Genomic DNA, 12,518 nt, shown 5'->3' with positions numbered 1-12,518 from the left:
TGCGTGACGACGCGACAGGCGATCCGTTACATCGTCGGCCGCAGCATCGGATAGCGCTCGCCCAGCACGTCGGGATCGAGCGCGCGCCGCCAGTCGGCGTGCGGCGCCGCGGCACGCAGCGGCTCGGCCGGCGGCTGCAGGGCCGGCGCCTCCGCGGCCAGTTCGACGACGGTCGGGGCCTGGACCCCGCGTGGCGCCCGCGGCACCTCGTGCAGCACGCGGCCCTGATATGAATTCGGCACGCCGTCCGGCCGGTCGAGCCAGGACCACGTCACCGGCTGGTTGTCGGCGGTCGCCTCCTGGGTGGCCATACCCCGCCAGCGATCGGCCGCGGCCTTGGCTTCACGAATATTGTCGAGGAAATCGACCTCGGTATGAAAACGGCGCCAACGACCGCTCTCGAAAAGATCGGTCAGGTAGTCCAGCCGGCGTTCGGCGAGGTCGGCCCAGCGCTCAACGAGCTGCCGCCCGGTAACGGATTCAGACTGCAATGACATGGAAATGTCCGCGAGAGGGAAACGGACGCAAAAAGCAACACACGAATCGATTGCCGAGACCTGATGATGGTCGGAGGAAAAGTTCCCGGGGTCCAGCGAAATGTGTCCAAAATTGGACACTCCCGTAGTTGCCCTTGGTCCCAACCACGCCTGACGTCCGGCAAGTCAAGCCGCAGGCGGATCATGGGTCAAAGATGGTTAGCAACGAGTTAACGAAAGACCCGCCCGGGGGGACAGCCGGGCGGGTCAGGCCATATCAGGCGCTTGATGATGGGCGCTTGCGCCGATCGGCCATCGGGGAGGGGTGACCGCTCCCACACCAGTAGGTCGAAGCCCGGCCGGCAAACGTTCATGCCGTCAGCGCGAAAATATTTACACGGATGGGTGAAGCGCCGTGCGAGGGCAGAAGCCAGCCTCGCCGTCACCGGCGGGCGTTTCCAGCCCCCCTGCCGGGTGGAAGGCGCCTACGGCGCGGCTGTGACCGAGCTGACGATCTTTTCGTTCGACAGCCGGCTGACCCAGCCGGCGACCTGCTCCTTGGTCATCGGCAGGCGGCCGAGCTGCAGCCGGAACAGGCCGGCCTTGCCGCCATCGACGATGGTCGCCTGATAGGTGTCGAGCAGCGCGGTGATATCCGACACCCGGGCCGCCGGCGTGAAGCGCACCAGGAGGCGGGGCGCGGCCTCCGGCGCGATCGACCGGGTGATGATCGCCGCTGAACCGGGCGGCGCGGGCGCAGGCTCGGCCGCGGTCTCGACCAGGGCATCGCCGCGCTGCATCACCATGGTGCCTATCACGCCGGCCTGCAGCACCAGCGCCAGCGCGCCGACCGCCGCCGAGGCCATCAAGGTGCGCGCCGACAGGCCCGCGAAGAACCCGGCCAGCCGCCTCGACAAGCTCGCCGAACCCGAGCTGGTGCGCGCCGGCTCGGCGTCGATCGCGGCAAAGAGCTTCTGCATCGCGCGCAGCGACGGCGCGCCGAGGCTTTCGTTCAGCAGGATGGTTTCGGCATATTCCTCGCGGATCGCTTCGTATTGCCGGGCGAGGTCGGGATCTGCCGCCAACGCCTCGTCGACGCGGCGGGTGTCGCGGGCGCTGAGCGTGCCGGCGGCATGCCACGGCAGCAGCGCCTCGATCTCGCCGGGCTGCTCGTCCTGAACCGTGTTTCTGATTGCCATCATGGCCAGCCTCGCTCCACGCCGGCTGCCTTGAGCAGATCGGCCAACTTCTTGCGCGCATAAAACAGTCGCGTCTTCACGGTATTCTCCGGAATGCCGACGATCGTTGCGACCTCTTCCACGGACTTCTCATGGTAGTAGACAAGATCGACGATCTCGCGATGTTCCGGCGACAGCGCCGTCAGGCATTTGCGCAAGGCGGCGCCAGTATCCTTCTTCTGCACCGCCACTTCCGGATCGTCGGAATCGTCCTCGATCGCGTTGGCGGTATCATCGTCCAGCTCGGCGTCGCGGCGCTTGCGCAGCGCCGACAGCGCCTTGAACCGCGTGATCGCCAGCAGCCAGGTCGAAACGGCGGACCGGCCTTCGAACTTGCCGGCCTGGCGCCAGACGTCGAGAAAAACTTCGCTGATCAGGTCCTCCGCGATCTGCTCGTCCCGCACCAGCCGCAGGCCGAAGCGAAACACCCGAACATGATGGCGACCATAGAGCACCTGCATCGCGAGCCGGTCGCCCTGCGCAATTCGCCCGATCAGCAGGTCGTCCGATGTCGCCTGCGTCGCGCTCAATGGCCATCTCTTTGGATTGGTCGGGGAAAAAACATAACAGGTTCAACCGGCAGCATCGGCTTTGCAGACGCACGGCATGCGCAGCGCGTCCTGCGGACAGGCGCGCAGAAGCTCAGGATAGGGCGGCCACCTCACCCCGCTTGACCATCCGGCATCACTATCCCCGGCCGGGCAGCGCAAGTCCGGCTAAATTAGGTCAATCGGCACCGAAAAAGGTTCATCTGAGACTACCGGATCCGGATACCTTGTCGGAAATCGGGAACGATTCTCTCGGGCCCCCCGGAAATCGGTCCCGCTCCGCACGCCGTCCAACCACTCAATATCACTTGATATCACTTGCTCAGCATCCCACCATGTGTCGCCTACCGGACAATTGAGGGCCAGGAAGATGCGTCGGGTTGCACGGGTTACCAAACCTAAAGGGATTCGGCGGTAAGGTTCCATTAACACGACGGTAGCGAGAACATGACCGCAGCACTTTCCGCCATCCTGACCCCGAACAACGGCGATTTCGATTCCGTTGACGGCGAGCTCCTTGCCGAATCGCTGGAGCGGCGACGGCGACACCGGCGCCACACCCTGATCGTCGCCGCCACCTTTCATGCCGCGAACATCGTCCTGCTGACGATGTTCGCGGTCGCCGGCACGGTCTCCGCGCCTGTCGCGCTCGGTTTCGCCGGCTGCGTCGCCGTCACCCTCGGGATATTCTGGGGCTTGTCCGAAGGCGGCATCAGCGATGGCTGGAATGACCACTCCTTCGCCCTGCCCTATGCCGCCGCGACGCTGCTGCTGCTGCTGAGTTTCATCGCTATCGCCCCGCAGGTGGCGGTAGTGTTTCTGCTGGCGCTGCTGCTGGTCGCCCAGATGGCCGGCATGCGCGCGACGCCGCGGCAGGGCCTGATCGTCTGGCTGGTGATCAGCGCCGGCGTCGTGCTGCTGTACTGGCTCGCCGAACTGCCGCTGCTATTGCCGGTCGCCAACGGCCAGGAGCGCTTCGCCACGCTGATGACCTTCTCGCTCACCATAGCCCGTGTGATCTATATCGGCGTGTTCGCCGGCTCGATGCGCGGGGCGCTGTATCGCCGCCGCATCGAACTGGAAGCCGCCTATAAAAGAATCGAGGAGCTGGCCGAGCTCGACGAGCTCACCGGATCCTACAATCGCCGCTGCATCATGCGGATACTCGGCGACGAAGCGGTCCGCGCGCAACGCAGCCAGTCGCCCTGCTCGGTCGCGCTGATCGACCTCGACTGGTTCAAACGCATCAACGACACCTATGGCCATCCGACCGGCGACGAAGTACTGCGCACCTTCGCCATCACGATGTTCGCCAATATTCGCTCGATCGACAAATTCGGTCGCTATGGCGGCGAGGAATTCCTGCTGGTGCTGCCGGGCACGCCGCATGATATGGCGGTGCAAATGCTCGATCGGCTGCGCATGATCGTCGCGACGCTGGACTGGAGCGCGTTTTCCCATGGCCTGCGCGTGACCATCTCGGCCGGCGTCGCGACGCTTGCGCCCGACGAATTGCCAGTCACCCTGCTGGCCCGCGCCGACGCGGCGCTCTACGCCGCCAAGGCCGGAGGACGTAACTTGATAGCAAGCAACTAGGTCGTCTCCACAACCCTGGTCCGGCAACAAGAAACGCTGCCGTTACTTCAGGAAATTCAGCTTCGCGAAGCCTCCAGAACAGAGACAACGATGTCGAAACCCGCTTTGGCAGTCAGCTTACTCGATGAACTGCAAACAGCTCTTGCCCACGGCACGGTGGCACGCCGGGTCGAGACGTTGCGGCGCGTGACTGACCTGTTCCTGGACAATGCCGTTCCCTGTACCGACGAACTGCTCGCCATGTTTGACGACGTGTTCGAATGCCTGGTCGTGCACATGGAGAGCGCGGCCAGGATAATGCTGGCCGAACGCCTCGCGCCGGTCGATAGCGCGCCGCCGCGCATCGTCCGCACGCTGGCGTTCGACGACCTGATCGAGGTCGCAGGGCCAATGCTGTCGCAGTCCCGGCGGCTCGACGAAGATGCCCTGATCGAGAACGCCCGCACCAAGAGCCAGCGCCATTTGCTGGCGATCTCGCTCCGCAAACTGTTGAGCGGCGCCGTCACCGAAGCGCTGGTGGAGCGCGGCGATGCCGAGGTGGTGCGCAGCACGGCGTCCAATCCCGGCGCCGAATTTTCCGAGAAGGGCTACACCACGCTGCTGTCGCGGGCCGAGCACGACGACGCCATTGCCACCTGCGTCGGTCTGCGCCCGTCGATTCCGCGGCATCACTATCTGCAACTAGTCGCCCGGGCCTCGGCCTCGGTCCGCAAGCGGCTGGAAGCGGCGCATCCGCACTATGCCAACGAGGTTTCGCACGCCGTGGCGGAAGTCACGCGGCGCGCCCGCGAGGCCCCTGCCGGCGTCCCCCCCCAGAGCAGCATCGCCCACGGCCTGGTGCGATCGCTGTTCGAGGATGGCCGGCTCGACGAGGCGGAAGTATCGGCCTTCGCCGAGGCCGGAAAATTCGACGAGACCAACGCTGCATTGGCCTTCCTCGCCAATGTGCCGGTGATCGTCGCCGAGACCATGATGATCGAATCCCGGAACGAAGGCATCTTCGTCCTGAGCAAGGTCGCCGGGTTTTCATGGGTGACCGTCAAGGCCATCATCCGGCTGCGCGGGCGACTGTCAGGCGGGGTGCTGTCGGCCACGGACGTCGACCGGGACCTCTACGAGCGACTGCGGCTATCGACCGCGCAACAGGTGCTGCGCTTCCACCGCATGCAACAGGCCACGGCGCAACTGCCGGCCTGAGCGCAGCCCGCACGGGCCGCCGCGGCCGGCAGCGCTTTTGCCAGTGCGACGCATTCTTGCAACGCCCACAGCGCTGATCTGCCATCCGACATCGGGCATCGACTTGCGCGCGACCGGCTTGATAGTGGTCGCGGCGAGACGGCCTGTGCCGCCGCGCGGGATCATGGTTGCGGGACGGCCACAATGCGGATTCTCATCACCGGCGCCGGCGGTTTTATCGGCCAGACCCTGACGCGCGTTCTGTTGCAGAACGGGCACCTCAAGAACCGCGCCGGCGAAACCGCAGCCATCGCGGAGATCCTGCTGCTCGACACAAGGCTGCCGGCCTGCTCCGATCGCCGGCTGAAGCCGCTGCAGGCCGACCTCAGCTCGCCCGCGACGCTACAGGCGATCGCACAATGGCAGCCGGACAGCGTGTTTCATCTCGCCGCCGTGCTGGCCAGCGCCGCCGAACTGGATCCGGTCCATAGTCTGGCCATCAACGTCTCGGCGCTGGCGGAACTGATCGGCGCGATCGGCAACAAGGAAGCAGCGCCACGGCTGATCTTTCCAAGCTCGATTGCCGTATTCGGCGGCCTGCTGCCGGATCATGTCGACGACGACCATCTGCAACGTCCGCAGACCTCCTATGGCACACAGAAGGCAATCGCCGAGCTGATGCTGTCGGACGCAACTAGGCACGGCGTGGTCGATGCCCGGGCGCTGCGGCTGCCGATCGTGCTGGTGCATCCCGGCCCGCCGACGCAATCGGTGTCGGACCGTATCGCAGCGATGGTGCGCGACAGCGCCGCAGGCCGCCCCGCGGTCTGTCCGCTGCGGCCCGACACCAAGGTCGCCGTCGTCTCGGCACAGACCGCGGTACAAAACCTGATCACGCTGCACGATGCCGACCCCGTGAGGCTGCGCGGCAAGCGTATGCTGAACCAGCCGGGTCTGACGGTGAACATGATGGAGATCGTGGAATCGATCGGCCGCGTGATCGGCCCGCCCGATATCGGCTTTGCACCGGACGCCGCGCTGAAAAAAATTGTCGATGGCTGGCCGAAAGGCTTTATTTCCACCCGTGCGCCCTCAGTCGGCCTCGTTGCCGACACCAGTTTCGATGATATCGTCCTGAATTATCTTTCCTTCCTCGCAACCGGCAAATCCGCGGCATGACCCAGACTTCCGCCGACATCTGCATCATCGGCGCCGGCTCCTCCGGCATCGCCGTGGCCAAGGCGCTGAACGACAAGGGGCTCGCCTTCGAGATTTGCGAGAAGGGCTCCGACATCGGCGGCATGTGGCGCTACGGCAATGACAACGGCCTGTCCTGCGCCTATCGCAGCCTGCACATCGACACCAGCCGCGAAAATCTCGGCTATTCCGACTTTCCGATTGCCGCCGACAAACCGGACTTCCTGTCGCACCAGGATCTGCTGGCCTATCTGGAGGCCTACGCCGACCGCTTCAATGCGCGCTCCTCGATCCGCTTCAACTGCGAGGTCACCGCGGTCGCCAAGGAGCGGCTCGGCTGGCGCGTCACCACGATGCAGGACGGCGTCGAGGACACCCGCCACTACGGCGCGGTGATCGTCGCGAACGGCCATCTGTGGGATCCGCGCTGGCCGTCCTTTCCCGGCACGTTCTCCGGCACGACGATCCATTCCAGCCAGTATCGCACCGCGCAGCCGTTCGACGACAAGAAGGTGCTGGTGGTCGGGATCGGCAATTCTGCCGTCGATATCGCGGTCGACCTGTGCCGGCGCGCCAGCCACGTCACCCTGTCGACGCGCACCGGCGCGCATATCATGCCGAAATATCTGATGGGAATCCCGGTCGATCGCTGGTCGGCCTTCCTGACGCGACAACTCAGACTGCCGACGCAGGTGGCGCGCCGGATCATGGCGCGGCTGATCTATCTGGCGGTCGGCAACCAGGCCCGGTTCGGCGTGCCCAAGCCGAAGCATCCGATGTGGCGCGAGCACGCCACGCTGAGTCAGGAATTGCTACCCTATGCCGGCCACGGCTGGGTGTCGTTTCGTCCGAACATCGAGACGCTCGACGGCGATGCCGTGGTGTTCACCGATGGCCGTCGCGAGCCGTTCGACGCCATCATCTACGCCACCGGCTACAAGACCAGCTTCCCGTTTCTGGCGCCGGAGATCTTTGCCGTGCCGGAGAATGGCGGCATGGTCGAGCTGTACCGCCGCATCGCGCCGCCGAACCAGCCCGGATTGTTCTTCGCCGGATTGGTGCAGCCGATCGGCCCGACGATTCCGCTGGTCGAGATCCAGGCCCGCTGGATCGCTGCCGTGCTGTCCGGCCGGGTGACGCTGCCCGATGTCGCCGAGATGGCGCTCGAAGTCCGCAGCTTCCACCAGCAGCAATTGCACACCTGGCTTCCGTCTGCGCGCTACACGCTGGAAGTCGATTTCAAGGACTACGCGGCCGAGCTGAACGGCGACATCGCGAGTGCCGCGCGCGGCAGGTCGGCGGCGGCGAAGTAACTTCGTAGCCCGGATGTCAATCCGGGACCGGCCACGCCCCACGATCGCCATTCCGGGATTGCGTCGCCGTGCCAATGGGCACGCCGACTTCATCCGGGCTACAGATCGACGCTAGTACTTCAGCCATCTCGCGCCGGCGAGCGCGCCGATCGCGGCGACCAGTGCGGTCGCCAATGTGTACCAGGTCGCGACGAACAGCGGCGAGTCGTCGATGCAATGCGCGGCGTACAGCGTCGCCGCCAGCCCCGCCGACAGCAGTCCCGCCACCGCCCCCGCCAGCGCCGGGCGTGACGGCGCGCCCTGGCGCAACGCCAGCAGCGCTGCCGCCAGGATCGGCAGTGCCAGCAACGGGATCACGCTCAGGCACAGCATCGCATTGTGGCCCATCCAGCGAGCCCCCATCGGCAGCCGGTCCGGCATCGCCATTTCGGCGGCAGCACCGAGCGCCAGGATCACCAGCGGCGCCAGCAGCCACCAGCCGCGACCGCGCAGCGTCGCCTCCGGCCGCGACAGATGCAGGCTGATCGCCAGCGCCGGGATCGCCAGCGCCAGCGTCACCACGAATTTCAGATCGAACAGCGGCGTCCGCATGGCGCTGCGAATATCCGGGCGCAGGCCGATGGACGACAGCATAATGAGCGCAGCGACCGGCAGCGCGAGCAGCAGCGCGGCCGTCAACCACAAGCCCACCGGGCGGCGCGGCGCGGCGTCGGCGGCCAGGGTCCGGATCAGGCGTTCGGTATCCATGATCATTCCTTCCGCAACTGGGACGCCAGCTTCGCCAGCCCGCGATGCAGTGCCACCCGCACCGCGCCTTCGCTCATCGCCATTTTTCGCGCGGTGTCCCTGATCGAGACGCTTTCCACCGCGATCGACTGCAGCACCTCGCGCTGCCGCGCCGGCAGTCCCGCCAGATGCGTGGCGAGTTCGCCGGCCGGCAATGTCTCGGCCGGCTCCGCGCCAGGCAACACCTCGGCGAAATCGTCGATGTTGACGAACACCCGGCGGCCGCGACGGCGCAGCGCATCGATCAGCTTGTTGCGTGCGATCGCAAACAGCCACGGCGCGAACGGCGCGTCGACCTTCCAGGTGTGTCGCTTCAGATGCACTGCCAGCAAGATGTCCTGCACAATATCCTCGGCCTGGTCCGGCGGCTGTCCGGCCCGCGCCAGGCCGCGCCGCGCGCCGGCGCGCAGCACCGGCGCGACCGACACCAGCAGCCGCCGGTAGGCCGCCTCATCGCCTGCATTGGCCGACCGCATCCAATCGGTCCATTCGTCGTCACGTCCGCGCACGCACGCTCCTGCAAAGCCCTACGGCCAGGTTTTCGATTTGTTACGGCACCTGCCCAGAATACGGCGGGAAAATGGTCCGGCAGGCCGGGCCGTCTCTTAGCACTGTTTGAAGGCCTGGGCATAACGCCGGGGACACCAGCGGTTTTGCCGCCATTGCAAGAAAATTCCCCTTTTCTGCCCTGCTGTGAACACGCGCGCAGCTTCCCTTGGCGCCCATCGAAAGCGGGCAGATCCGGAGATGGCCATGAACATCCACATCAACCGACGCGCAGCGTTGAGCCTGGCCACCGGGCTTTGGATCAGTCTTGCGGGCTTTGCCGCGCCAGGCTTTGCGCAGGAAGCCGAACCGGCCGCCGCCGCCGAGGCCCCGGTGGGCAAGCCGATCGCGCTGAAAAAATTCACCAAGCCGGCGGCGAAGAAGAAGGCAGGCGCGTCTCCCCGCACCGAAAAGGTCAAGGCCGCGAAGGCTGCGGCCTCCGACGATGCGGCGCCCGCGGTCGTCATTTCCGAAGACACCAGCAAGGCGGGCAAGGCGGCGTTGTCGCCCGCCATTGCCAACGCCAATGCGCAATGGCCGACCGAGCCGGTGGCCGATCCCTTTGCCGCCGCCACGCCGGCGCAGCCCAGTCCGCTGCAGGCCGATGCGCTGATCAAATCGGTGGGCGCCGAGTCGCATCGGGACGCCACCACGGTCGCTGCGACGGGCGCGCAGGTGGTGTCGCCCGACGAACTCAACGAGATCGACCGCGCAGCCATCGAGCCCCGCCCCGCGCTGACGCTGGCCAGCGCCACGCTCGACGCGCCGGCCGCCGCCGAGGTGAACTCGATCGACAATTCGACCTGGGACAAGACCTCGCTGATCGGCAAGATCTTCATTGCCTTCGGCGGCCTGCTGACGATGGCGTCCGCCGCCCGCATGTTCTTTGCCTGATAAGCGGTCAGGTCCGGTTGCGTTGCGGCGTTTTCGCGCCGCTGCGGCGGGATCCGATCGAGGCTCGTTCCGCGCTTGAACCGACTGCCGTCTTCGCCCACATTGCGCCGCGCCCACCAGGCCGGCAACAACATGCGGGAAGAAACATGAGCAGCTTCGAACACATCCTCGTCGAACGCCACGGCGCCGTCGGCATCCTCCGTCTCAACCGTCCGAAAATGCTCAACGCCCTGTCGTTCGGCGTGTTCGGCGAAATCAAAATCGCGATCGACGATCTCGAATCCGATGACGCCATCGGCTGCATCATCGTCACCGGCAGCGAGAAGGCATTCGCCGCCGGCGCCGACATCAAGGAGATGCAGCCGAAGACCTTCATCGACATGTACCAGAGCGACTTCACCGCGATCGGCGGCGACCGCGTGGCCACCTGCCGCAAGCCGACCATCGCTGCCGTCTCCGGCTACGCGCTCGGCGGCGGCTGCGAACTGGCGATGATGTGCGATATCATCGTGGCCGCCGACACCGCGAAATTCGGCCAGCCGGAAATCACGCTCGGCACCATTCCGGGCATCGGCGGCACGCAGCGCCTGACGCGCGCGATCGGCAAGTCGAAGGCGATGGATCTCTGCCTCACCGGCCGCATGATGGACGCCGCGGAGGCCGAACGCGCAGGCCTCGTCAGCCGCGTCGTGCCCGCGGACAAATTGATGGAAGAAGTGATCGCGATGGCCGAGAAGATCGCAGGCATGTCGCGCCCGGTGGCGTCGATGGCCAAGGACGCCGTCAACCGCGCCTTCGAGACACCGCTCCATGAAGGCCTCAAGGTCGAACGCGACCTGTTCCACGCCACCTTTGCGCTGGACGACCGCCGCGAGGGCATGGCCGCCTTCATCGAGAAGCGCAAACCGGTCAACACGAACCGCTAGCTCCGATTAGCAACAACTCAGCCGCCGTCATCCTGAGGGGCTCGCCGTCTGCGGCGAGCTTCGAAGGACGCGGCGCATCCTGCGAGGCCGTCGCATGTGCGACGGCATACGATCCTACAAAACTACCGCCGCGCCGTTCAGAAATGTCACCGCCATGCAACACACGGCTGCGTATATGGGCAGGCTAGTTGTCGCATTCCGATAACCGGTATTTGCCCTTAGGGTCCTGATCAATCAAGCGAAGTGGGCTGCAAATGCCCTGTGGGGAACACGCCAAAGCACGAGGGTTGCTCACCGGATGGTTTGCCTGTGAAGGCTGCGCCCTCTAAAGATACGGTGGACGTCGGCGGGGGCGGACGTTCGAAGACTGCTTTGGGATAAAATGATTCGGAATCACGGGAGATCGGGCCTCGCTGCTTCGCGCGTGCTCCGCACGGGCCTCGCGCTGGGCGTAATCGGCTGCAGCGTTGTGGCGGTCGGCGCAGCGCGCGCCGAGACCGTCGCGGAAGCGCTGGCACGGGCCTATCAGTCCAATCCGCAGTTGAACGCGGAACGCGCCAGGCAGCGCGCCACCGACGAGAACGTGCCGCAGGCGCTGGCCGGTTACCGGCCGCAGGTCAATGCGACGCTCGGCTACGGCCTGCAGGCGGTGCGCAACCTGCTGGTCGACAACACCATCGCGGGCGCCACGCTGAAACCGTGGACGATCGGCGTCACCGTCACCCAGACGCTCTATAACGGCAACAAGACCGCCAACAGCGTCCGCGTTGCCGAGGCGCAGGTGCAGTCCGGCCGCGAAGCGCTGCGCAATGTCGGCCAGGGCGTGCTGCTCGATGCCGTGATTGCCTATACCAATGTGCTCGCCAACCAGTCGCTGGTCGAGGCGCAACGCGCCAACGTCACCTCGCTGAAGGAAACGCTGGGCATCGCGCAGAAGCGACTCAATGCCGGCGACGTCACCCCGACCGACGCGTCGCAGGCCGAGGCCCGCCTCGCGCGCGGCCAGGCCGACCTCAACGCCGCCGAAGTCAATCTGGCGATCAGCCAGGCGACCTATGCCGCGGTGATCGGCGCCGCGCCATCGCGGCTCAGCCCGGCCGAGCCGATGGACCGCCTGCTGCCGCGCAGCCGGGAGGATGCCGTCGCGCTGGCATTCAAGGGCCACCCCGCCGTGCTCGCCGCCGGCTTCGACGTCGACGTCGCCACCACCACGATCAAGGTCGCCGAAAGCAGCCTGCTGCCGACCATCACCTTGCAGGGCAGCGCCAGCCGCTCGCGCGATTCCGACCCGACGCTGGGTACGTTCGGCACCGACCAGGCCTCGATCATCGGCCAGTTGAACGCGCCGATCTATGATGGCGGCCTCGCCGCGGCGCAGACAAGGCAGGCCAAGGAACTGTCGTCGGTGAGTCGTCTGGTGCTCGAGCAGGTCCGCAACCAGGCGCGCACCGCGGCCACCGCCGCCTGGGTCTCGAACGAAGGCGCCAAGGCGGCGGTCACCGCCGCCGAAGCCGAAGTCCGCGCCGCCGGCGTGGCGCTGACGGGCGTGCTGCGCGAAACGCAGAGCGGCCAGCGCACCACGGTCGATGCGCTGAATTCGCAGCAGGATCTGGTGTCGGCAAAGGCCCGCCTGATCGGCTCGCAACGCGACCGCGTGATCGCCTCCTATTCGCTGCTCAGCGCGATCGGCCGCCTAGACGTCAAGTCGCTCGGCCTCAACACCCCGGACTACCTGCCCGAGGTGCACTACCACCAGGTCCGCGACGCCTGGCACGGTCTGCGCACACCGGGCGGGAAGTAGCAGTTCACATCGTCCCGCTGC

At 66.2% G+C, this 12,518-nt stretch carries 12 protein-coding genes; 7 read left to right on the top strand and 5 right to left on the bottom strand.

Features of this window, described 5'->3' with window-relative positions; translation table 11 throughout:
• Positions 1-26: 26 nt before the first annotated feature.
• From FIU28_RS10580 to FIU28_RS10570, 3 genes are all read right to left on the bottom strand, one after another.
• Positions 27-497, bottom strand: a complete 471-nt coding sequence (locus FIU28_RS10580; protein ID WP_143572916.1) for a TIGR03809 family protein — start codon at positions 495-497, stop codon at positions 27-29.
• Between the two features lie 464 nt (positions 498-961).
• Positions 962-1,678 (bottom strand): hypothetical protein, encoded by a 717-nt coding sequence (locus tag FIU28_RS10575; RefSeq protein WP_143572915.1) that lies wholly within the window; start codon positions 1,676-1,678, stop codon positions 962-964.
• The gene (locus FIU28_RS10570) at positions 1,675-2,244 is read right to left on the bottom strand and encodes a sigma-70 family RNA polymerase sigma factor (RefSeq protein ID WP_143572914.1); all 570 of its coding nucleotides are present in this window, start codon (positions 2,242-2,244) and stop codon (positions 1,675-1,677) included. Before FIU28_RS10570 ends, FIU28_RS10575 begins: the two co-directional genes overlap by 4 nt.
• A gap of 465 nt (positions 2,245-2,709) precedes the next feature.
• Between FIU28_RS10570 and FIU28_RS10565 the strand changes: the two genes are divergently transcribed.
• The 4 genes from FIU28_RS10565 (at position 2,710) to FIU28_RS10550 (ending at position 7,544) form a co-directional block, all read left to right on the top strand.
• On the top strand, positions 2,710-3,858 hold the full coding sequence (locus FIU28_RS10565; RefSeq protein WP_143572912.1) for a GGDEF domain-containing protein: 1,149 nt from the start codon (positions 2,710-2,712) through the stop codon (positions 3,856-3,858).
• A gap of 90 nt (positions 3,859-3,948) precedes the next feature.
• Positions 3,949-5,055, top strand: coding sequence for a DUF2336 domain-containing protein (locus tag FIU28_RS10560; RefSeq protein ID WP_143572911.1), 1,107 nt, complete (start codon positions 3,949-3,951; stop codon positions 5,053-5,055).
• A 183-nt stretch (positions 5,056-5,238) separates the two neighbouring features.
• On the top strand, positions 5,239-6,213 hold the full coding sequence (locus FIU28_RS10555; protein WP_143572909.1) for an NAD-dependent epimerase/dehydratase family protein: 975 nt from the start codon (positions 5,239-5,241) through the stop codon (positions 6,211-6,213).
• Positions 6,210-7,544: a flavin-containing monooxygenase gene (locus tag FIU28_RS10550; RefSeq protein ID WP_143572907.1), complete on the top strand. Its 1,335-nt coding sequence runs from the start codon at positions 6,210-6,212 to the stop codon at positions 7,542-7,544. Before FIU28_RS10555 ends, FIU28_RS10550 begins: the two co-directional genes overlap by 4 nt.
• 111 nt (positions 7,545-7,655) lie before the next feature.
• On the opposite strand, the gene FIU28_RS10545 is transcribed toward FIU28_RS10550, so the two are convergent.
• Both FIU28_RS10545 and FIU28_RS10540 read right to left on the bottom strand, forming a co-directional pair.
• Positions 7,656-8,291: an NrsF family protein gene (locus FIU28_RS10545; protein WP_143572906.1), complete on the bottom strand. Its 636-nt coding sequence runs from the start codon at positions 8,289-8,291 to the stop codon at positions 7,656-7,658.
• A gap of 2 nt (positions 8,292-8,293) precedes the next feature.
• Entirely contained in the window at positions 8,294-8,839 is a 546-nt protein-coding gene (locus FIU28_RS10540; protein ID WP_143572904.1) for a sigma-70 family RNA polymerase sigma factor, read from the bottom strand.
• Positions 8,840-9,083: 244 nt separating this feature from the next.
• On the opposite strand from FIU28_RS10540, the gene FIU28_RS10535 reads away from it, so the two are divergent.
• From FIU28_RS10535 to FIU28_RS10525, 3 genes are all read left to right on the top strand, one after another.
• Positions 9,084-9,770 (top strand): hypothetical protein, encoded by a 687-nt coding sequence (locus FIU28_RS10535; RefSeq protein ID WP_143572902.1) that lies wholly within the window; start codon positions 9,084-9,086, stop codon positions 9,768-9,770.
• A gap of 146 nt (positions 9,771-9,916) precedes the next feature.
• The gene (locus tag FIU28_RS10530; RefSeq protein ID WP_143572901.1) at positions 9,917-10,696 is read left to right on the top strand and encodes an enoyl-CoA hydratase; all 780 of its coding nucleotides are present in this window, start codon (positions 9,917-9,919) and stop codon (positions 10,694-10,696) included.
• 382 nt (positions 10,697-11,078) lie between these two features.
• On the top strand, positions 11,079-12,497 hold the full coding sequence (locus FIU28_RS10525; protein WP_143572899.1) for a TolC family outer membrane protein: 1,419 nt from the start codon (positions 11,079-11,081) through the stop codon (positions 12,495-12,497).
• Positions 12,498-12,518: the final 21 nt, after the last annotated feature.

Source organism: Tardiphaga sp. vice154 (genome assembly GCF_007018645.1).
Taxonomy (GTDB): Bacteria; Pseudomonadota; Alphaproteobacteria; order Rhizobiales; family Xanthobacteraceae; genus Tardiphaga.
This window is presented reverse-complemented; position numbering and strand designations above follow the sequence as displayed.